Origin of the sequence: Mesorhizobium sp. BR1-1-15 (assembly GCF_020165475.1) — a bacterium.
GTDB lineage: Bacteria > Pseudomonadota > Alphaproteobacteria > Rhizobiales > Rhizobiaceae > Mesorhizobium.
The window spans coordinates 621,249-641,387 of the sequence record NZ_JAIUIF010000001.1; the positions used below are offsets into that span (position 1 = coordinate 621,249).

The window sequence follows — 20,139 nt, forward strand, 5'->3', positions numbered from 1 at the left end:
GCAATCTCTTCAAATCTCAATATTTGATCAAATGTTGCCTTGGCAAGGGCAAAATTGACTTCTTTCGATCGCCGTGCGAGCAATATTTGCTCAAATCAGGGTAGGCTTGGATGCATGGCGCGTATTCCCGACGTTCAGAAGCTTCTTCGTGACGACATCGTTTCCGGAGCCATTCCATTCGGGGCAAGGCTGAGGATCGACGATCTCGCCGGTCGTTATGGCGTAAGCCATATGCCGGTCCGCGAGGCCTTGCGCGCCTTGAGCGGCACGGGATTGGTCGTGCTGGAACCCAATCGCGGCGCCAGCGTCAGGACGGTCCACATGTCGTTTGTGATCGACCTGTTCGATATCCGCAGCGCCGTCGAAACGATGCTGGCGCGGCGTGCCAGCGAGCGGCGTACCGCCGAGCATCTGCGCGATCTGAAGGCCGCGCAGGACATGCTTGAGCAAAGAGTGGCCAGCGACGACTTCCTTGCCGTCCCACATGCCAACAACATCTTTCACGGCGTCATCAACGAGGCGGCCGGCAATCCGGGCGCGCTGTCGATGGTGGATCGCAACTGGCTGCTGGTGGCGGCGATCTGGCAACGCTACGGCTATGACGAGGGGCGCTTCCATGGCGTCATCGACGATCATCGCCACATCATCCGGGCCATAGAGCGCCAGGATGCCGGCTCGGCGGCGACCTTGATGGGCGCGCATATCGAAAAGGCCAAACACGACCTCCTGGCGCGCATCGCCGTCGATCCCAAACCCGATATCGGCCGGCAATGACGGCCGGGTTCGAGGTCGCGGCGTCGACGGGCGATACGCTGGGCGAATCGCCGACATGGCTGGCGCGGGGCGGAGAGCTGTTCTGGGTCGATCTGCGGCGTCCTTGCCTGCACAGGCTGCGGCCCGAGACAGGAGCGGTGACATCGTGGCCGATGCCTGAGGTCATCGGCTCGGTGGTTCCACGAGCATCGGGCGGTGTCGTCGTGGCCTTGCGGCAAGGTCTCCACGCATTTGATCCCGCCAGCGGCGCACTGAGCCTGCTGGCGCGCGTGGAGGATGGGCCGCCCGAGCATCGGCTGAACGACATGAAGTGCGATCCCGGCGGCGGCATAATCTGCGGCAGCATGTGGGACTATGGGCTGCATGCGTCCGGGGCGCTTTACCGGATCGACGCCGCCGGAAGTTCGAGCCGGATCCGCGACGGGATCGCCGTGCCCAATGCGATCGCCTTTGCCCCGGATGGCCGTACCGTCTACTTCACGGATACGCGGCAAGGCGATATAGAGCGGGCGGATTTCGACCCGGCGAGCGGATTTGTGGGGCCGTGGTCTCTGTTCGCCGACCGGCACGCGGCGCCTGGAAAGCCCGACGGCGCCACCGTCGATGCGGACGGCTTCCTCTGGAATGCGCGCTACCAAGGCGGCTCGCTGGCGCGGTTCGCGCCCGATGGCCGGCTCGACAGGCTGGTCCCTCTGCCAGTCACTCAGCCGACCTCCTGCGCCTTCGGCGGTCCAGGCCTGAAGACACTGTACGTGACGACCGCAACGCAGAAGCTGACGGAGGATCAACTGGCCAACGAGCCCCTGGCGGGTTGCCTGCTTGCACTCGACGTCGGCGTGGCGGGACTGCCGGAGCCGGCTTTTGCCGGTTAATCTCGGCTATTGCCAGCCGAGATGGCGGCCACCCGTCGCCTGCAGGTCCGCCCCGGTGATGAAGCTGCCGGCGTCGGAGCAAAGCAGCAACGCCGCTCCCGCCATCTCGCGCGCCTCGCCGGCCCGCTGCATCGGCGCGGACCCCTTCTGGATCTCCGCCCATTTGGCCGCGTCCTCGCGGCGCCAGCGATTGCGCTCGGTAACGACAAGCCCGGGCGACAGGTTGTTGATCGTCACCCCGTGTGGCGCATAATCCTTGGCAAGGTTGAATGACAGATTGTGCTGCGCGCTCTTCAGCGCGGCATAGACGGCGAGATCGGATTCGGGCCGCGTCTGGTTGATGCTGCCGATCGTCAGCACACGGCCCCAGCCATTGTCCTTCATGCCGGGCAAGGCGGCCTGCAGCAATTCGATCGTCGCCTTGAAGTTGATCTGGATCTGGTGCTCGATCTGCTCGGCGGGTAGATCGAGGAAACGCGTGCGGTACTGGATCGAGGCGCAGACGACAAGCACGTCGACACCACCCAACGCCTCGATCGCCGCCTGGACACAGCGAGCCGCCTCTCCGGCCCGAGCGAAATCAGCATCGATGGCGACGCCGCGCCTGCCCTTCCCGCGAATTTCACGGACAGCTTCGGCGGCCGCATCCGGCTGCCCGAATGCCACGTCGGCGTCGCGAGCGAAATGGACGGCCACATCGGCGCCCGCCTCGGCAAAAACCCGCACGATCTCACGGCCGATGCTGACGCTGCCGCCGGTCACCAAGGCGCGCCGGCCAGCCATCGTGAAGCGCTCGGCAAGAGCCAGCGCATTCTGGATGTCGATCTCTTCCTTTTGCACCGTCAATAGCCCAGCCTTTCCAATTTGATCACACTTTTATTTGGAGTGCTCTTCAAAACGCATTTTCAGGGAGAAATCCAGAACCAATTCTTCCATTTGATCAAATCAGGCAGACTGAAAAGCAGCGTCCCTGGCGGCAGCGGCTAGACGAAGGCGTACAGCCCGTCACGCGCGCCCATCGGAATTGGACAAAGATTCTAAGATTTTCGCGACAGACCGTCGCCTTCTATGGCGTTGACCAGTGTCTCGCTGCCTTGGCGCAGATGCTGCGTCAAAACGCTGACGGCCTTGCCGGCGTCGCGTCGCCGGCAAGCGGCCAAGAGGTCGCGATGCTCCGTCTGCGAGCGGGCGCGGTAGTCGAGGTTCGACAACAGGATACGGACGTAGCGGTCGGCCGCATTATGGTGCGCGTCGATCAGGCCGAGCAACCGGCGATTGCCGCAGGCGTCATAAAGCGTCAGATGAAAGGCCCGGTTCAGCACGCCCCACCTGCCGACATTGCGCTCGGCATCGATCTGATCGAGCACCTGTTCGGCCTCGTCCAGCTTGCCGCCGGGCAGGCCGGGAATGGAGAGCCGCAGTGCCTCGCACTCGAGCAGTTCGCGCACGGCATAGATCTCTCGGATCTCGTCGCCGTCCATTCTGGCGACGTGCGCACCCTTTGTCGGGTGGATGGACACGATGCCTTCGGCCTCGAGCTGACGAAGCGCGTCCCGGATCGGCATCCGGCTGAAGCCAAACTGCTCGGCCAGATCATCCTGGCGCAACGTCGTGCCGGCCTTCAGGGTCCCGCTGGCAATGGCCTCGCGCAAGACATTGGCGACCTGCTCGGCGACCGTTTGCGGCCTCTCGATCAAGCCTTCGCCAAATCCGCGCAATCCATGCTCCCATTTCACGTATCGTCAGCTTAGGGGAAAGCTTCATTCTCGGATATAGGTATCCATGTGTACGAGAAGAGTTGCAAGCCGGCGGCGATGCGCCCGGCATGGACGCGAGATCGCCGCGGCGAAACCTTCGGAACGGGAATGGCTTGCAGTTTGGCCCGCGGAAACAGCAAAACCGGCAGCCGCCAGCCGCATGCGGTGAGGCCCGCGCGGCATTGGCGGCAGCGATCATGGGGGCAGGATATGACACTCAGAATGGTAGTGCTTGACGGCAAGCCGCTCAGTGCGGGTGATGTGGCCGAGGTCGCACGGCGCAACGCCCGCCTCGAGTTGGGCGGTCAGGCGATGCGCCGCATCCGCGAGAGCCGTGCGCTCATCGAGCATCTCACGCAACTTGGCAAGCCCATGTATGGCGTCACCACCGGTCTCGGTGCGTGCGTGGATACGCCGCTTGCGCAGGCCGACCTGATCGCGTTCCAGCATAGCGTACCGCTCAGCCACAGTATGGGCATCGGCCCCGCCCTTCCGACGGAGGCCGTGCGGGCGCTTATGGCCGCAAGGATTTCAGGCATGGCGGCCGGCGGCACCGGCACCTCCGAACATGTGGTCATGGGCCTTGTGGCGGCACTTAACGCCGGGGTTCATCCGGTGATCCCCAGTTGGGGATCGATCGGGGCGGCGGACCTTGCCGCCCTCGGGCATATGGCAAGGGCGCTGCGCGGCGACGGCGAAGCGGAGTTCCAGGGCAAGATCATGCCGTCCGCCGATGCGCTGGCCCTCGCCGGGCTCGAACCACTCAACCTGCGCGAAAAGGACGGCCACGCCATCATCGTCGCGAACAGCCTTTCGACCGGAACGGCATGCCTGTGCCTCGAAGACGTCGCCCATCTCATCGACTGGTCGCTGGCTGCCGTGGCCCTCAATTATGAGGCATTCCGCTCATCCGTCAGCGCAATCAGCGAGGAGGCGCTGTCAGCCCGCCCGGCATTCGGCCAGCGCGAGATCGGCGCGCGTCTGCGGGGGGAACTGGCGGGAAGCGGTCTATGGGAGGACAACGCCGCACGGCGTCTCCAGGACCCGCTCAGCTATCGCTGCGTGCCGCAAGTGTGGGGCGGCCTGCTGCATGCGTTCGAACAGGCGAAGCTGGCGACGGAGATCGAACTGGCCCATTCGGGCGACAACCCGGTTATCCTGCCGGAGATCGAGCGGGTCGTCTCGAACGGCAACTTCGACCTGACGGCGATGACGCTGGCCTGGGAACAACTCGGCCAGGCGCTTGCGCATTGCGCGGTCGGCACCGCCAACCGTTGCATGAAGCTGATGTCGCCGATAACGGCGGAGCTGCCGCGCTTCCTGTCGGCCAGGGGTGGGAGCCGCCAGGGCTATGCGGAGCTGCAGAAACCGCTTGCCGCGCTGGAAGTCGAGATCCGGCACCTCGCCAACCCGATGTCGCTCAGCCCGCTTGCCGTTTCGGACGGCATCGAGGATCAGTCGTCGATGGCCCCGCGCGTGGTGGCCAAGACAGCCGAGATCGTCGAGCGGCTGCGTTATCTCGTTGCGATGGAACTGATCTTTGCGGCTACGGGGGTAGAATTGCGCGGTGTCGTCGACGGCATGGGCGACGGACCGCAGCGCACCTTCGCCGCCGTGCGCTCCCTTGTCAGCCCGCTTGACGATGACCGTGAAATGAGCACGGACATGACACGGATCGCACGGATGGTGGCGGGCCCACGCGACTGACGCGCCAAGGCGCTCGGCGAGCCCATGGCCCGCGAGCCTCTCCTCACGCAGAAAAGGACACGCCTCTGCGGCGCATGCCTGCCTGCACGCCGTGGACGATCAGCCGTGACAGGATTTCCATGTCGGGCGGCATTCGTGGACGCCAGATATCCAAAAGCAGGGCCACGCGAGGCTTGTCGGCGTTGTTTGTCACTTCATGAGGGAACGTGTCGTCCCACAACAGACACTCGCCGTCGGCGATCCGCCTCTCCTGATGATTGATCATCATGACCGTCGCCGGACGACCATCTGCCTGTCGAGGGATCACCAAGCCGAGATGGAACCTCATTATGCCCCTGAAAGGGCCGCGGTGGCTGGGAATGTGCTTGCCCGGAGCCAGGAAAGAGATCGCCGCCGACTTCACCTCAGGGCATTCTGCAAGCAGTCGGTCGAGGACCGGCATTCGCGCGAGGTTTTGCGGAACCGCGACATCGTAAGCCTTGAGCACGAACATACGCCAGTCGCGACCGTCATTGGCCGAGATGTCGGCCTGTTCAGGCATGATGTCGTGGAAGCGGGGCGCCTTGCCCACGGCAAGCGCTTCGTCGCGGATGGCCTGCCAGGCGGCCGTGAACTTGGTGGCGTTTGGAAATTCGCCGGCGGTATCGAGGATCGCCGGCGCGTCGATGCGCTTTTCGTAGATCCGCCGCACCAGACCGGATGCAAGATCGTAAACTTGAGACATTTCATGGCCTCGAGGACATCATGAAACGAATATCCGGCAATTAAGTTGCTGATCTTGTTCGGCGTATGCCTGTCAGCACGAATTCGTGACCGACGAACAGTCCCGCGATCCCGCGCTTTGTTGCTGGCGTTCGTCAGCGTTCAGGGGCGCGTTCGACCAGACGAAACCTGTAGCGATCCCGTATGAATTCATTGAAGAAGCGTCCCTTGGAAGAGGCAGCTTTGAAGGCAGCGTATGTCTCGGGCTCCACGTCTTCGTAGTCATAGCGGTTTCCGCTCGGCACAAACCAGACCGAGAGCACCCTGGTGGCGAAATGGTACTGTGTGCTGCGGATGGCCGTAGAAGGCATTGGCGTTCTCCCGGATGGATAATCCGGGGCGCAAACGGAAGTTCCAACTGTGCCGCGCAGCCTTGGCTGGCAGGCCTTCCTATAGTGAGCAGCGCAGCCGGATCGTCCGTCCGCGCCAGAAGACGAAGGAGCCGGCCCGGTTCTGCCGAGCCGGCCCCAAGGGATCAGAACGCCGGCTCGACCGCGTTGACATTGTCCTTGGTGACGACCGTCAGCGGGATCGGCAAACGGTCCTTGACCTCCTTGCCGTCCATGATCTCCGCCATGGTGTTGATCGCCAGGCGGCCGTCCTCAACCGGCGACTGCACGATGGTGGAGTACATTTCGTTGGTGCGGATCGATTCGAACGCATCCTTCTGACCATTGATGCCGACGATCGGCGGTGCCGCCTTGGACGGATTGGCCTCCTTCCAGGCGTCGATGAAGCCGCGCGCCATGGTGTCGTCATTGGCGTAGACGCCGCTGATCTCGTCGCCGAAGCGGGTGATCAGGTCGCGGCTGACCACCAGCGCCTTCTGCTGGTCGAAATCGGCATTGACCGTGTCGAGCACCTTGATGTCGGCGTTGGTTTCCTTGAGACGATCGGTGAAGCCGCCGACGCGGCCGATCGTCGTGCCGTTGCCGGCCTGGCCGGCGATGATGACGACGGAACCCTTGCCACCCAACGCCTTGCTGAGCGAGTCGGCCGCAAGCTTGCCTTCCTCGTAGACGTCGGGCCCGGTGAACGACTTGATGAACGGCTTGGCATCGTCGCTCATCGGCGAGTTGATGAGGATCGCGGGAATGTTCGCCTGTTGTGCGCGGGCCAGGCCCGGTATGTAGGCCTGCGGGTCGAGCGGCCACAGGATGATGCCGTCAACCTTGCGCGCGACGCAGGTGTTGAGCTGCTCGGTGCCCTTCTGGACGTCGAAATCCTGGCTGAGGCTCAGGATCTCGATGCCGAGCTCGCCGGCGCGCGCCTGGAGCGCCTTGTTGGCCGGCGTCGCATAGGCATGCGAATCCGCGGCCGTGACGTAGCAGACCGTCTTTGCACTGGCCCAGCCCGTCGAGGCCAATATTACCGCCATGGCGGTAATGTGGAGCATGCTTTTCTTGCCAACCATAGGTTTCCTCCCGATCATGTATTTCCTCCTTGAGTGATTGGATTGTCGCGAATGAGCGCGGGGCCTGTGCCCGGCGCCCTCCCCTTGGTAGTCACGGCCCGATCGAGCACGACGAGCAGGATCAGGATAAGCCCCGACACGACCTGCTGGACGTATGCGGGAACGGATTGGAACTCCATCGCGATGGTCAGCGAGCCGATCGTCAGCACGCCGCCAAGCGTGCCGAGCGCGGATCCCTTGCCGCCTTCGAGGCGGGTTCCGCCGACCACGACCGCGGCAATGACGGCGACCGTCAGTTCCGAGCCGAAGACGGGCGAACCGGTGTTGGTGACGAGGCTCTGGAGAACGCCTGCGAGACCGGCGAGCGTCCCGGCGAAGACGAAGCCCAGAAAAACGATGCGATCGGAAGCGATGCCGCTCTCCTTGGCTGCCGCCGGATTGGACCCCACCGCAAAGACATTTCGGCCCGGTATTGTACGCGTCAGCCAGACATGCAGCAGCACGATCAGAACGATGAACAGCGCACTGCGGATGGTGAAGATTTCGAGATGGATCTTGGCGAACGCCAGTGAAAGCATGATGTCGGTGCCGGTCACCGGCTGGCTGTTGGTGATCCAATGCGCGAGCGAGCGGAAGATCAGCATCGTCGCCAGCGTCAGCACCAGCGAGTTCACCTTCAGCCCGACGACCAGCGCGCCGTTGATGGCGCCTGCCAGCATGCCGACCAGGATACCGACAAGTGCGGCAGGCAGGATGCCGATCTCGCGCTGCAGGATGACCGACATGATCCCCGCCAGCGCGAACACCGCGCCGCCGGAGAGGTCGATCTGGCCGGCGACCAGAAGCACCGTAAGTCCAATGGCGATCAGGCCGATCGTCGCCGCCCGGTCGAGGCCGAGTCCGAGGGTCGATGCGGAGAAATAACCCGGAACCGCCAAGGCGGAAATGATCAGCGTCAGGCCGAGGATGATCACCACCCTGTGCCGCGAGGCAAGCGCCAGGAACCTCATCACGCCACCCCCCTCTTGCGCAATGCCGCGTCCATGCCGACGGCGCCGACGATCAGGATGCCGAGGACAAAACCCTGGATCGGCGTGCGCACGCCGTCGAGCACCATGACGTTGGTCAGAAGCTGCACGAAGATCAGGCCCGCGATCGCCCTCGGCACCGAGCCGAAACCGCCGATAATCGACACGCCGCCGACCACGACCGCGGTGATGGCGCTGAACTCGTAGCCGGCGCCGATCAGCGGCCGCGCGCTTTGCAAGGTCAGGCCTAGCAGGCCGCCGCTGACGCCCGAAGCCAACGCCGTGATCACGAACGCACCGGCCTTCACCGCTCGCACGGGCACCGCGCTCGCCTCGGCGGCGCTGTAATTGCCGCCCGTGGCGAGCGTCCACCTGCCCCAGAAGGAGCGCGAGAGGACGAAATGCCCTATGAGAGCGATCAGCAGGAAAATCAGCACCACGACCGGGACGCCGAAGAGCCGGCCCTTGGCGAATTCGGCCGAAGCGGGATTGTTGCCATAGACGATGACGCCGCCGACAGTGGCCTGCACGATGCCCAGCCCGATGGTGCCGATGCCGAGCGTGGCGATGATGGGATTGATACCGACATAGCCGACCAGCACGCCGTTGAGCAGGCCGATAAGGCCCGCAAGCGCCACCGCCAGGACGAAGGCAGGAACCGGCCCGATCATTGGCTGCAGCCCGAGCGAGAGGATGGCCCCGCAGGCGATGGTGGCCGGCACCGACAGGTCGGCCAAGCCGCCTGCCACAAGCACGAAAGTCATGCCGACAACGACGATGCCGACAATGGACATCGAGGTCAGGACGTTGAGCAGATTGCCTGTGGTGAAGAAGGCGGGGCTGACGAATGAGCCGTAGAGCACCACTGCAAGGATAGCGAAGCCAAGCCCCGCCTTGGACAGGACATCGGCAAGCCTGCTGCCGCGCGTGAAGCGGTCATTGCGGTTCGCCCCGCTGGTCTCCATGGCCGCATCAGTCATGCAGCCTCCCCCGTCGCCAGCGCCATGATGCGCTCCTCGCTCAGTTCGGCGCGGGCGAGCGCCTCCGATGCGCGGCCGTCGCGCATCACAACGACGCGATCGCAGACGCCGAGGATTTCGGGCAGTTCCGACGAGATCATCACCACCGCCATGCCGTCGGCGACAAGCCGGCCGATGATGCTGTGGATCTCGGCCTTGGCGCCGACGTCGACGCCGCGCGTCGGCTCGTCGAGAATGAGCACGGAGGGCTTGGCCGCGAGCCATTTGGCGATGACCGCCTTCTGCTGGTTGCCTCCCGACAACAGGTTGATGCGCCGCTCCCCGTCGGGCGGCGAAATGGAAAACTGCTTCACATAGGTCGTCGCCAGCGAACGGTCGGCGCTGCGCCTGATACGGCCGAAGCTGGTCAGACGCCGCAATATCGACAGGCTGATGTTCTCGCGGACCGACATGCCCGGAATGATGCCGTCGCCCTTGCGGTCCTCGGGGACGTAGGCGATCCCGGCTCGCACCGCCTCGGAAGGAGAGTTGATGGCGACCTTGCGCCCGTAGACGCTGACCGTTCCCTCCACCAGCCGCGACAGGCCGAAGATGGCGCGTGCTACCTCGGTGCGACCCGCCCCGACCAGTCCGGTCAAGCCCAGTATCTCCCCAGCGCGCACATCGAAGCTGACATCACTGAAATGCGCCCCGTCGCCGATGCGTTCGACACGCAGCACGGACTTGCCGATCGCGGCCGGGCTTTTCGGGAACACGTTGGCGACCTCGCGGCCAACCATCAGCCTGATCATCTCGGCCGCGGTTATGCCGTCGATCGGACGGGTCTCGATCATTGAGCCGTCGCGCAGCACGGTCACCTCGTCGGCGATCTCGAGAACCTCCCTCAGCCTATGGCTGATGTAGACGATGGCGATGCCGTCATCGCGCATCTTGCGAAGGATCCGGAACAGCGCCGCGGTTTCGTGCTCGCTCAGGCTCGATGTCGGCTCGTCCAGCACGATGATCCTGGGCTGCGCCGCATAGGCCTTGGCGATCTCGACCAGTTGCTGCTGGCTGATCGACAGGTCGCCGAGCCGCGCGCGCGGGTTGATGGCCGCGCCCAGCTCGTCGAGGACGGCGGCGGCCTTCCTGACCATTTCGCCCTTGTGCAGCCAGCTCCATTTGCCGGGCATGCGGCCGAGATAGACGTTCTCCGCGACGGTCAGGTCGGGAACAAGATTGATCTCCTGGTGCACCATGCGGATGCCGAGCGCCTGGGCGTCGGCGGGACGCCGCATGCGCACTTCGGCGCCGCCGACGAGGATCGTGCCGGCGGTCGGAGCGTAGGATCCGTTGAGCACCTTCATCAGCGTCGACTTGCCGGCGCCATTCTCGCCAACGACCGCATGGACGGTGCCGAACCGGACGGCGAAATTGACGTTCGACAGGGCCTTCACGCCGGGAAAAGTCTTGGAGATGCCTCTCATGTCCAGGGCACAATCGGCGGCGGCACTCATCTAGGCTTGGTCCTCCCTGGTAGCACGCGGCTGGCAGCGTTATGTTAGTATAATGCATTTCCAGGCACGGTTCGGCCCACCTCGAGCCGGCCCGAAGGCCCCTTTCAGCGCATCCGCACCAGGCACTTCACCATAGGCTGAAAATCACGCAACGGGCGGCACTATTGCACTAATATAATAGTTCTGGCAAGCTGGATCTGACCGCTCCCGTCACTGGCGTCGGATCGCAACGAACCCCGCGTCGCAAGCAGGTGCATTCCGTTTGACATTCGAATAATTTTGCCATTTCAGGTGGACGAACGATGGGATTTTCCATGGATCTAGATCCTTCGACCCTCAATCGAGCCCTCCCGCTGCGCGACCAGATCTACAACAAGATCCGCAACATGATCGTCGTCGGACGGCTGAAACCGGGTGAGGTCATCAATGAGATCGCAATTGCCGAAGCGCTGGGCGTCTCGCGCACGCCCGTGCGCGAAGCGGTCAAACGCATCAGCGACGAAGGGCTCGTCAAGATCCTGGCGCAGACCGGCACCTACGTTGCTCCCATCAGCCGGGCCGACCTCGAGGAAGCCTATGTCATCCGGCGTGCATTGGAGATGGAGAGCGCCAGGCGCGCCGCCGCCAAGCTGACGCCGGCTGCCTGTGAATTGCTGGAAGACAACATGGCCGCGCATAAGCTCGCCATTGCGCGCGGCAGGTACGCCACAGCGATTCAGCTCGACGACGTCTTTCACCGCACCATTGCTGAAATATGCGGCTTGCCGATGATCTGGCGCGCCGTCGACATCTCAAAGGCGCAGATGGATCGCGGCCGCTATCTCGCCATTCCGAAGCCCGGCTATGGCGAGCAGACGATCGAGCAGCACGAGGCCATTCTGGACGCGCTGAAGCGTCACGACGCCGAGGGCGCCGCACAGGCAATGGAGCATCACCTCGAGACGTCATTTCGCAACACGCTCGAAGTCGCCGCCGAGCTTCTCGACTGACGACCTCGACTGAGCGCTGAGACGGGCGGCGCAGGTTTGAGGTCCCGAACCTGGCATCCGACCGGCTTGCCGATGCCCGGCGAGCAATGTTCGCAGCTTGACCGTTGACGTTCTATTATATTAGTATTCCGATCCATTCGGCGGCATTGTGCCGGCGGGGCTTTTTCAGAGTTCGTAATGGCGCGGTTCATCCAGCTTTCGCATGCCGACAACATCCTTCTGGCGGTCGATCCGTTGATGATCGGCGACAAGGCAGGCGACATCCCCGCGAAGGCGCGCATACCGCGCGGCCACAAGATGGCGATCCGCGACATCGCTTCGGACGAGCCGGTCGTGAAATACGGACAGACCATCGGATTCGCCCGCGGGCCGATCGCCGCCGGCGATTGGGTTCACGAGCACAATGTATATCTGCGCAATTTCGAACGCGACTATCTGTTCGGCACCAACGCCAGCCAAACGCCTGTCGTCTCTGAAGCCGAGCGCGCGACCTTCATGGGTTACCGCAGGCCGAGCGGCAAGGTCGGGACGCGCAACTTCATCGCTGTCCTGACCTCGGTGAATTGTTCGGCCAGTGTCGCCCGCTTCATCGTGGAAGAGGTCAACCGCTGCGGCATCCTGCGCGACTATCCCAATGTCGACGGCGTGATCTCACTCGTCCATGGCACTGGCTGCGGCATCGGCACCAAAGGCCTCGCTTACGACCTCTTGAAGCGCACGCAGTGGGGTTTTGCCACGAACCCCAATGTCGGCGGCGTGCTGATGGTTGGGCTCGGCTGCGAGGCGTTCCAGATTCCGCGCTGGATGCAGTCCTACAATATCGAGGAGAGCACGACCTTCCGCACGATGACGATCCAGGAGACTGGCGGCACACGCAAGACGGTCGAGGCCGGGGTCAAGGCGATCGTCGATATGCTGCCCATGGTCAACGCCGCGCAAAGGACGCCACAACCGGCCTCCGAACTGGTGCTCGCGCTGCAATGCGGCGGGTCGGACGGCTATTCCGGCATCAGCGCCAATCCGGCGCTTGGCGCCGCCGTGGACCTGCTTGTCGCGCAAGGCGGCACGGCGGTGCTGTCCGAGACGCCGGAGATCTACGGCGCCGAACATCTGCTGACCATGCGCGCGGAAAACCGCGCGGTCGGCGAGAAGCTGATCGAGCGCATCCGCTGGTGGGAGGACTACACAGCCAAGCACGACATGGAGATGAACAACAACCCGTCTCCCGGCAACAAGCTCGGCGGGTTGACGACGATCCTGGAGAAGTCGCTCGGCGCGTCCGCCAAGGGCGGGACGACCAATCTGCGCGCGGTGCTGGAATATGCCGAACCGATCAACGAACGCGGCCTCGTCTTCATGGACACGCCCGGCTACGATCCGGTTTCGGCAACCGGCCAGGTCGCCGGCGGCGCGAACATATTGTGCTTCACCACCGGGCGCGGTTCGGCCTTCGGCTGCAAGCCGACGCCCTCGATCAAGCTTGCCTCCAATTCCTTCATTTTCGAGCAGATGCGCGAGGACATGGACATCAATTGCGGGGACATCCTCGACGGCGTCACGCTGGACGACAAAGGCCAGGAGATCTTCGCAGAGATCCTGCGCGTGGCATCGGGCGCGCGTACCAAATCGGAATCGCTGGGCTACGGCGACAATGAGTTCGTGCCCTGGAACCTCGGCGCTACCATGTAGCGACATCGCCCGCCCGCAACGGGCAACGTCAATTCACCCAACCAGAAAGAACGCTCGGCATGAACAGGATCGATCTTGACGGCCAACACGCCGTGGTCACCGGAGGCGCGCAAGGCCTCGGCTTCGCGATGGCCAAACGTTTCGTCGCCTCCGGCGCGACGGTCACCTTATGGGACGTCGACGAGGCGCGCCTCGAAGCGGCCAAGCGCGACCTTGGCAAGGCCGCCAAGACCCTGGTCGTCGACATTGCGGATTGGGAGACGGTGGACGCCGCGCGGGCAAAAACCGAGGAGAGCGCCGGCAAAATCTCCATCCTGGTCAATTCCGCCGGCATTGCCGGTCCCGCCGCCCCGCTTGACAGCTACGATGTAGAGACGTGGAAGAAGATCATCGACATCAACGTCAACGGCACCTTCTACGTCAACCGCGCCGTCGTGCCCGGGATGAAAGCGCGCAATTACGGGCGCATCGTCAACATCGCTTCCGTCGCCGGCAAGGAAGGCAATCCCAACGCCGCCGCCTATTCCGCTTCGAAGGCGGCGGTCATCGGCATGACCAAGTCGCTCGGCAAGGAACTCGCGCAGTATGACATTGCGGTCAACTGCATCTCGCCGGCCACCGCGCAGACCCGAATCCTCGAACAGCTCACGCCCGAGCACATCGAATACATGCGCTCGCGCATTCCACGCGGCCGTCTGCTGGAGGTCGACGAGGCCGCCGCCATGGTCGCCTGGCTCGTCTCAAAGGAAAACAGCTTCACCACCGCCTCGACCTTCGACCTGTCGGGCGGGCGCACGACCTATTAGTCGAATACCGGCGCGCCGCGAAGCGTCTGCGCCGCGGCGCGCCGGTACACCGGCACTTGCTGCCTCACGGAGATGCGGCCGCGTCGCCTGCGAAGACTCGAGCTGCCTGGATCTGGGGGCGCACCATCAGGTAGAACGCGACGACGTGCGTGATCATCAGCAGTGGGACATAGATTACGGGGATCGCGTATGCAGCGCCCAACTGCCCCGCCAGCTCAGGAAGACCGGCTTGGCTGCCGTGATAGTAGTCGACGGCGATATCGATCGTCCCCACGAGATTGAACGCGACGACGGACAACCAGAACAGCGGACGTATCCTCGTCGTCAAAAGCGCCAGCATGGCCAACACTCCGGTTGCGAAGTCGCCATAGGCGGCGAAGGTGGCGAAATCAGCCGGCAAATCGCGCCCGACGACGCCTGGAACGATGAAGACAAGCCCGAAGAAGCGGAAGCTGTGCAGCGTGGCGATGGCACGTTGCGCCTCGACCAGGTTGACGGATCTGAGCCGGGGCAAGACATACACGCCGACGCAGAGCAGCCAAGGCACGTAGCCTAGAGCGAGATGTAACAGGAAAATGGTTGCAGGCGACATATGGCCTCCCAAGAGATGTAAGGCGCAATTTACGCCCGCTTCCAGCGGTCGACTATTCGCGATAATGTTGACGGGGCATGAAGCAGAACTTCACAATCCGGAAAGGTGCGCTCGACGGCGTGGAGGCGTTCCTCGGCGTCGCGCAACACCGCAGCTTCCGAAAAGCGGCCGCGGAGCTCGGCGTCACGCCATCGGCGATCAGCCAGGCGGTGCGCGCGCTCGAGGTGCGCGTCGGTGCGGCGCTCTTCATGCGCACGACGCGCAGCGTCGGCCTGACCGAAGCCGGCGAACGGTTCCTTTCGCGCGCAAAGCCCGCTTTCGAGGAACTGGTCGCCGCAAGCGAAGTCGCACGTGAACTTGGGCAGCGGCCGACTGGGCTGTTGCGCCTCTCTGTGCCGCGCGCCGTGGTGCCGATCCTGCTGGAGCCGCTGGTGGCATCCTTTTGCCAGGCCTATCCCGAAGTAGAGGTGGAGATCGCCGCAAGCGGTGAGCTGGTCGACCTGGCGGCCGAGGGGTTCGACGCCGGCATCCGGCTCGGCCAGTTCATCGCCGCCGACATGGTCGCGGTTCGGCTGACGCCGCCGTTCCCGCTCGTGGTCGTCGGCAGCCCTGGCTATCTGCGCCGGCAGAAACGGCCGGAGCGCCTCGACGATCTGCGCGGCCATGCCTGCCTGCGCATGCGCCGCTCCAACGGATCGATCGCGCCCTGGCCCTTCATCGACGGCAACAAGACCGTCGAGGCAATCGTCTCCGGGCCGCTGGTCGCGCATGATTACCCGACACTGCTTGGCGCGGCGATCCAAGGTGTCGGACTTGCACAGGTGCCCGGCCCTCTTACCGAGGCCCCGATTGCCGATGGCCGGTTGCAAGCGTTGCTCACGCCCTTCGCCGTCACGACGCCGGGCGTTTTTCTGTATTATCCCGACAGACGCCAGGTCTTGCCCAAGCTGCGCGCGTTCATAGAGCATGTGAAATATCGGGGGACGGACGCCGAAGGCGCGCGAACTCCCTGAGGCCACCGCCCTCGGTGACGTGCTTGCCTGCTCGTGCCGCGCTAATTGGCGCGAAGGGCCGCGATCACCGCGGCGGTAACCTCGGCGGTGCTCGCGGTGCCGCCGAGATCGGGGCTGAGATATTCCGCCCGGTCCGTGACAAGCTCGATCGCAACCATGAGGCGCCGCGCGGCGGCCTGCTCGCCGAGATGCTCAAGCATCAGGCTCGCCGTCCAGAACGATCCGAGCGGATTGGCGACGCCCTTGCCGGTGATGTCGAAGGCCGAACCGTGGATGGGTTCGAACATGGACGGCCGGCTGCGCGAGGGATCGATGTTCGACGTCGAGCCGATGCCGAGCGATCCGCCCAGCGCGGCGGCCAGGTCGGAGAGGATGTCGGCATGCAAATTGGTCGCCAAAACCGTGTCGATGCTGCCGGGCTTGTTGACCATGCGCTGGGTCATGGCGTCCACCAGCATCCAGTCGACGGTGAGATCAGGGTAGTCGCGAAGCACGCCGCGCACGACTTCGTCCCACAGCACCATGCCATGACGCTGCGCATTCGACTTGGTGACGACCGTCAGAAGCTTGCGGGGGCGCGACAGCGCAAGCTCGCAGGCGAAACGGGCGATGCGTTCTATCCCGGCGCGGGTAAAGACGGCGACATCCATGCCGACCTCGATAGGCAGTCCGCGATGGGCGCGACCGCCGACACCGGCATATTCGCCTTCGCTGTTTTCGCGCACGATCACCCAGTCTATCTGCTTGCCGAGATCGGGCCGCAACGGGCCGGTCAGCCCGGGCAAGAGGCGCGTCGGCCGCACGTTGGCGTATTGGTCGAATCCCTGGCAGATGGCCAGGCGCAGGCCCCAGAGGGTGATATCGTCGGGAAGGTCCGGATCGCCGACCGAGCCGAAATAGATCGCATCGAAACCCTCCAATTGCCCGAGGCCGTCCGGCGGCATCATGCGGCCGTTGCGGCGGTAATAATCGGAGCCCCAGTCGAAGCGCTTGAAGTCGAAGGCCAGACCCGGCTCGACAGCGGTCAGGGCTTCCAGCACCTTCACGCCGGCTTCGACGACCTCCGGCCCGATACCGTCACCACCGATGACAGCGATCCTATGCGAGGACATTTTCAGTTTCCTTCTCGATGGCAGCGACGATGGCGCCGCGGTTGTGGCCAAGTCATTGCAGCAGCATGCGGGTGGATTCGATCATCGCATAGGGATTGACGATGCCCTTGCCGGCGATATCGGGCGCGGACCCGTGCGCCGCTTGCGCCGTGGCTATGTCGCCTTCGCCGATGCACAGGCCCTACCGCTGATGATGCCCGGCGGTTCTTCAGCCTAGCCGAGCGGCATGCCACTTCAGGTGATCGTCCATGAAGGTCGAGATGAAGTTGTAGGAATGATCGTAGCCTTCCTGCATGCGCAAGGTGAGGTCGATGCCGGCCTTCTTGCAGGCTTCATCGAGCAGCCACGGACGGAGGCCTTCGTCAAGGAACCCATCGGCCGTGCCCTGGTCAACCAGGAACTCGCCAAAACGGCGGCCGTCCTCGATAAGCAGCGTGGCGTCATAGGCGCGCCAGTCCCTGTCGTCGGCGCCGAGATATTTCTCGAGCGCAGGCCGCGACCAGCCAGCAGTCGTCGGCTGAACGATCGGCGCGAAGGCCGAGCAACTCCTGAAGCGGTCGGGGTTCTTCAGCGCGATCGTCAACGCGCCGTGTCCGCCCATCGAATGCCCCGATATGCCCTGGCGCGCCATGTCGGCAGGAAAGTTCGCGCCGATCAATCCCGGCAGCTCGTCGAGGACGTAGGAATACATACGGTAGTTCCTGGCGTAAGGCTGCTGCGTCGCATCGACATAGAAACCGGCGCCGCAGCCGAACTGCCAATTATCCTTCTCGTCCGGCACATCGGCACCGCGCGGGCTGGTGTCGGGGCAGACCACGATGAGACCAAGCTCGGCCGCCAGGCGCCGGTACTCGCCCTTGTCCATGACATTGGCATGAGTGCAGGTGAGACCCGAAAGATACCACAGCACCGGCACCGGCCCATCCTTAGCCTGCGGCGGCACGAAGACGGCAAAGGTCATGTCGCAGGCGCAGACCTCTGAAGCGTGCGAATAAACACCCTGGACGCCGCCATGCGACTTGGACGTGGAAACGACTTTCATCAACTCTGCCTTTTCGTCATGACCTTTCCGTCCGACATAGCTGCCGGCCGCCGCACCCGCAACCTTCAGCCCTGCAAACAGCACCGGCGGCGTAACCGAGGTGCACCTTGGTCACGCCGCCGGTCGACGCCGGACTTTGGGAACACGCCGACCTGGCCGGGAGGCTGGAGGTAGCGAAAAGTCCGGGCATTTCTGTGGCCCGCCTTCTCAAGCCGACAGGGCTCCTGTCGGTCCAAGCGGGGATGTCCTCGGGCCCGCGGCGTGTGGCCGCCCTCAATAAACCACGACACTCCTGATCGACTTGCCCTCATGCATGAGGTCGAACCCCTTGTTGATGTCCTCGAGCTTGAGCGTGTGGGTGATCATCGGGTCGATCTCGATCTTGCCGTCCATGTACCAGTCGACGATCCTGGGCACGTCGGTGCGGCCGCGCGCGCCGCCGAAGGCGGTGCCCATCCAGGTCCGCCCGGTGACCAGCTGGAAGGGCCGCGTCGAGATCTCCTGGCCGGCGCCCGCCACACCGATGACCACCGACTTGCCCCAGCCGCGATGCGAAGCCTCCAGCGCCTGGCGCATCACCTTGGTGTTGCCGGTGCAGTCGAACGTATAGTCGGCGCCGCCGATCTGGTCGGCGCCGCGCTTGGTCATGTTGACGAGATGGGGAACGATGTCGCCGTCGATCTCCTTCGGATTGACGAAATGCGTCATGCCGAAGCGCTCGCCCCAGGCTCGTCTGTCGTTGTTGAGATCGACGCCGATGATCATGTCGGCGCCGGCAAGTTTCAGGCCCTGGATGACGTTGAGCCCGATGCCGCCGAGGCCGAAGACCACCGCGGTCGCGCCTTGCTCGACCTTGGCGGTGTTGATCACCGCGCCCACGCCGGTGGTCACCCCGCAGCCGATGTAGCAGATCTTGTCGAAGGGCGCGTCGGGATTGACCTTGGCAACGGCGATCTCCGGCAGCACGGTGAAGTTGGAGAAGGTCGAGCAGCCCATATAGTGAAACAATTTTTCGCCCCCGATCGAGAAGCGCGAGGTGCCGTCCGGCATCAGGCCTTGCCCCTGCGTGGCGCGGATGGCGGTGCACAGATTGGTCTTGCGCGACAAACACGACGGGCACTGCCGGCATTCGGGCGTATAGAGCGGGATCACATGGTCGCCCTTTTTGACCGAGGTGACGCCCTTGCCGACATCGACCACCACGCCGGCGCCCTCGTGGCCGAGAATGGCCGGGAACAGGCCCTCGGGATCGGCGCCCGACAGCGTGAACTCGTCGGTGTGGCAGATGCCGGTCGCCTTGATCTCGACCAGCACCTCGCCCTCGCGCGGACCGTCAAGGTCGACCTCCATGATCTCAAGCGGCTTTCCGGCAGCAACGGCAACGGCGGCGCGGGTTTTCATTTCTTTCTCCCAAACTTGCTTGCCGGGACGATCGATCGCCCGGCGTTGCGATAGAAATCATGCGGCCTTGGCCGGCCCCGCCGGGAACACGCCCGACATCACGGTAAAGCCTTTGATGCGTTTGACACGATCGCACCAACGCCGGATGGCGGGATAGTCCTGGCGCGTAATGCCGCCCTCCTCCGACAGCATGATGTAGGGAAAGCAGGCAATATCGGCGATGGTCGGATGATCGGCCGAGCAGATCCAGCCGCGGCCCTGCTGCTCGCCGAACCACAGATGCTCGTCGAGGATACGGAACAGCCGGTGCGCGCCGGCGCGTGCGGCATCGATGTCGAAATCGTAGAACAGCGCGTCGTGCAGGCGGGCGGCCGACGCCGTCGAAGTGATGCCGTCGGCGAAGGCCAGCCACTGGCTGATCTCGCCGAGCAGGGCCGGTCTGTTCCGGGGATACCATGTGCTCGACGGATCGTATTTCGACGCGAGGTAGACCAGGATCGCCTGGGCGTCGCGCAGGATCAGCCCTTCATCCTCGATGACCGGCAGCTGGCCAAGCGGATTGAGCTTCAGGAACCATTCCGACTTGTGTTCGCGGCCGGGGTAGAAGTCGACCGGCACGGTCTTGTAGTCAATGCTGAGAAAACTCATCAGCAGCCGCAGCTTGTAGCAATTGCCCGACAGTTCGTAATCGTAAAGCGTGATCAT

21 protein-coding genes are annotated in these 20,139 nt (G+C 63.9%); 7 read left to right on the forward strand and 14 right to left on the reverse strand.

The window, feature by feature from the left end; all coding sequences use genetic code 11:
* Positions 1–114: 114 nt before the first annotated feature.
* Positions 115–774 carry a GntR family transcriptional regulator gene (locus tag LB541_RS02965; RefSeq protein ID WP_140497561.1) on the forward strand — a complete coding sequence of 220 codons (660 nt, stop codon included), beginning with the start codon at positions 115–117 and terminating at the stop codon, positions 772–774.
* Complete coding sequence (locus LB541_RS02970; RefSeq protein ID WP_140514479.1) at positions 771–1,646, forward strand: SMP-30/gluconolactonase/LRE family protein; 876 nt, start codon at positions 771–773, stop codon at positions 1,644–1,646. Before LB541_RS02965 ends, LB541_RS02970 begins: the two co-directional genes overlap by 4 nt.
* 6 nt (positions 1,647–1,652) lie before the next feature.
* Here the strand turns inward: LB541_RS02970 and LB541_RS02975 are convergent, their stop codons facing one another.
* Positions 1,653–2,486: an SDR family NAD(P)-dependent oxidoreductase gene (locus LB541_RS02975; RefSeq protein ID WP_224617896.1), complete on the reverse strand. Its 834-nt coding sequence runs from the start codon at positions 2,484–2,486 to the stop codon at positions 1,653–1,655.
* A 197-nt stretch (positions 2,487–2,683) separates the two neighbouring features.
* A complete protein-coding gene (locus LB541_RS02980) occupies positions 2,684–3,364 on the reverse strand; it encodes a GntR family transcriptional regulator (protein ID WP_224617798.1) in 681 nt (226 codons plus the stop codon).
* A gap of 249 nt (positions 3,365–3,613) precedes the next feature.
* On the opposite strand from LB541_RS02980, the gene hutH reads away from it, so the two are divergent.
* Positions 3,614–5,110 carry a histidine ammonia-lyase gene (gene hutH / locus LB541_RS02985; protein WP_224617800.1) on the forward strand — a complete coding sequence of 499 codons (1,497 nt, stop codon included), beginning with the start codon at positions 3,614–3,616 and terminating at the stop codon, positions 5,108–5,110.
* 43 nt (positions 5,111–5,153) lie between these two features.
* Here the strand turns inward: hutH and LB541_RS02990 are convergent, their stop codons facing one another.
* The 6 genes from LB541_RS02990 to LB541_RS03015 form a co-directional block, all read right to left on the reverse strand.
* Positions 5,154–5,834 (reverse strand): aspartyl/asparaginyl beta-hydroxylase domain-containing protein, encoded by a 681-nt coding sequence (locus LB541_RS02990; protein ID WP_224617802.1) that lies wholly within the window; start codon positions 5,832–5,834, stop codon positions 5,154–5,156.
* 133 nt (positions 5,835–5,967) lie between these two features.
* Positions 5,968–6,183 carry a KTSC domain-containing protein gene (locus LB541_RS02995; protein WP_140497550.1) on the reverse strand — a complete coding sequence of 72 codons (216 nt, stop codon included), beginning with the start codon at positions 6,181–6,183 and terminating at the stop codon, positions 5,968–5,970.
* A gap of 164 nt (positions 6,184–6,347) precedes the next feature.
* Positions 6,348–7,286 (reverse strand): sugar ABC transporter substrate-binding protein, encoded by a 939-nt coding sequence (locus LB541_RS03000; protein WP_140623752.1) that lies wholly within the window; start codon positions 7,284–7,286, stop codon positions 6,348–6,350.
* Between the two features lie 14 nt (positions 7,287–7,300).
* Positions 7,301–8,296, reverse strand: coding sequence for an ABC transporter permease (locus LB541_RS03005; protein ID WP_140498090.1), 996 nt, complete (start codon positions 8,294–8,296; stop codon positions 7,301–7,303).
* Entirely contained in the window at positions 8,296–9,294 is a 999-nt protein-coding gene (locus tag LB541_RS03010) for an ABC transporter permease (RefSeq protein ID WP_224617804.1), read from the reverse strand. Before LB541_RS03010 ends, LB541_RS03005 begins: the two co-directional genes overlap by 1 nt.
* Complete coding sequence (locus LB541_RS03015) at positions 9,291–10,790, reverse strand: sugar ABC transporter ATP-binding protein (protein ID WP_140555628.1); 1,500 nt, start codon at positions 10,788–10,790, stop codon at positions 9,291–9,293. Before LB541_RS03015 ends, LB541_RS03010 begins: the two co-directional genes overlap by 4 nt.
* Positions 10,791–11,104: 314 nt before the next feature.
* On the opposite strand from LB541_RS03015, the gene LB541_RS03020 reads away from it, so the two are divergent.
* The 3 genes from LB541_RS03020 (at position 11,105) to LB541_RS03030 (ending at position 14,274) form a co-directional block, all read left to right on the forward strand.
* Complete coding sequence (locus tag LB541_RS03020; protein ID WP_140497544.1) at positions 11,105–11,779, forward strand: GntR family transcriptional regulator; 675 nt, start codon at positions 11,105–11,107, stop codon at positions 11,777–11,779.
* Positions 11,780–11,956: 177 nt separating this feature from the next.
* Entirely contained in the window at positions 11,957–13,468 is a 1,512-nt protein-coding gene (locus LB541_RS03025) for a UxaA family hydrolase (protein ID WP_140628974.1), read from the forward strand.
* Between the two features lie 59 nt (positions 13,469–13,527).
* Positions 13,528–14,274, forward strand: a complete 747-nt coding sequence (locus tag LB541_RS03030) for an SDR family NAD(P)-dependent oxidoreductase (protein ID WP_140583921.1) — start codon at positions 13,528–13,530, stop codon at positions 14,272–14,274.
* 64 nt (positions 14,275–14,338) lie between these two features.
* On the opposite strand, the gene LB541_RS03035 is transcribed toward LB541_RS03030, so the two are convergent.
* Positions 14,339–14,866, reverse strand: a complete 528-nt coding sequence (locus LB541_RS03035) for a hypothetical protein (protein ID WP_140514462.1) — start codon at positions 14,864–14,866, stop codon at positions 14,339–14,341.
* 77 nt (positions 14,867–14,943) lie between these two features.
* Here LB541_RS03035 and LB541_RS03040 point away from each other — a divergent pair, with 77 nt between their 5' ends.
* Positions 14,944–15,879: a LysR family transcriptional regulator gene (locus LB541_RS03040; RefSeq protein WP_140562362.1), complete on the forward strand. Its 936-nt coding sequence runs from the start codon at positions 14,944–14,946 to the stop codon at positions 15,877–15,879.
* A gap of 41 nt (positions 15,880–15,920) precedes the next feature.
* On the opposite strand, the gene LB541_RS03045 is transcribed toward LB541_RS03040, so the two are convergent.
* The 5 genes from LB541_RS03045 to LB541_RS03065 all read right to left on the reverse strand — a co-directional run bounded on the left by LB541_RS03045 (position 15,921) and on the right by LB541_RS03065 (position 20,139).
* Positions 15,921–16,991, reverse strand: coding sequence for a tartrate dehydrogenase (locus tag LB541_RS03045; protein ID WP_140728064.1), 1,071 nt, complete (start codon positions 16,989–16,991; stop codon positions 15,921–15,923).
* 52 nt (positions 16,992–17,043) lie between these two features.
* Positions 17,044–17,169, reverse strand: coding sequence for an isocitrate/isopropylmalate family dehydrogenase (locus LB541_RS03050; RefSeq protein ID WP_411908914.1), 126 nt, complete (start codon positions 17,167–17,169; stop codon positions 17,044–17,046).
* 30 nt (positions 17,170–17,199) lie between these two features.
* Positions 17,200–18,033, reverse strand: coding sequence for an S-formylglutathione hydrolase (fghA, locus tag LB541_RS03055; RefSeq protein WP_140555636.1), 834 nt, complete (start codon positions 18,031–18,033; stop codon positions 17,200–17,202).
* A gap of 273 nt (positions 18,034–18,306) precedes the next feature.
* On the reverse strand, positions 18,307–19,434 hold the full coding sequence (locus tag LB541_RS03060; protein WP_140497529.1) for an S-(hydroxymethyl)glutathione dehydrogenase/class III alcohol dehydrogenase: 1,128 nt from the start codon (positions 19,432–19,434) through the stop codon (positions 18,307–18,309).
* Between the two features lie 57 nt (positions 19,435–19,491).
* Positions 19,492–20,139, reverse strand: a complete 648-nt coding sequence (locus LB541_RS03065; RefSeq protein WP_140673614.1) for a glutathione S-transferase family protein — start codon at positions 20,137–20,139, stop codon at positions 19,492–19,494.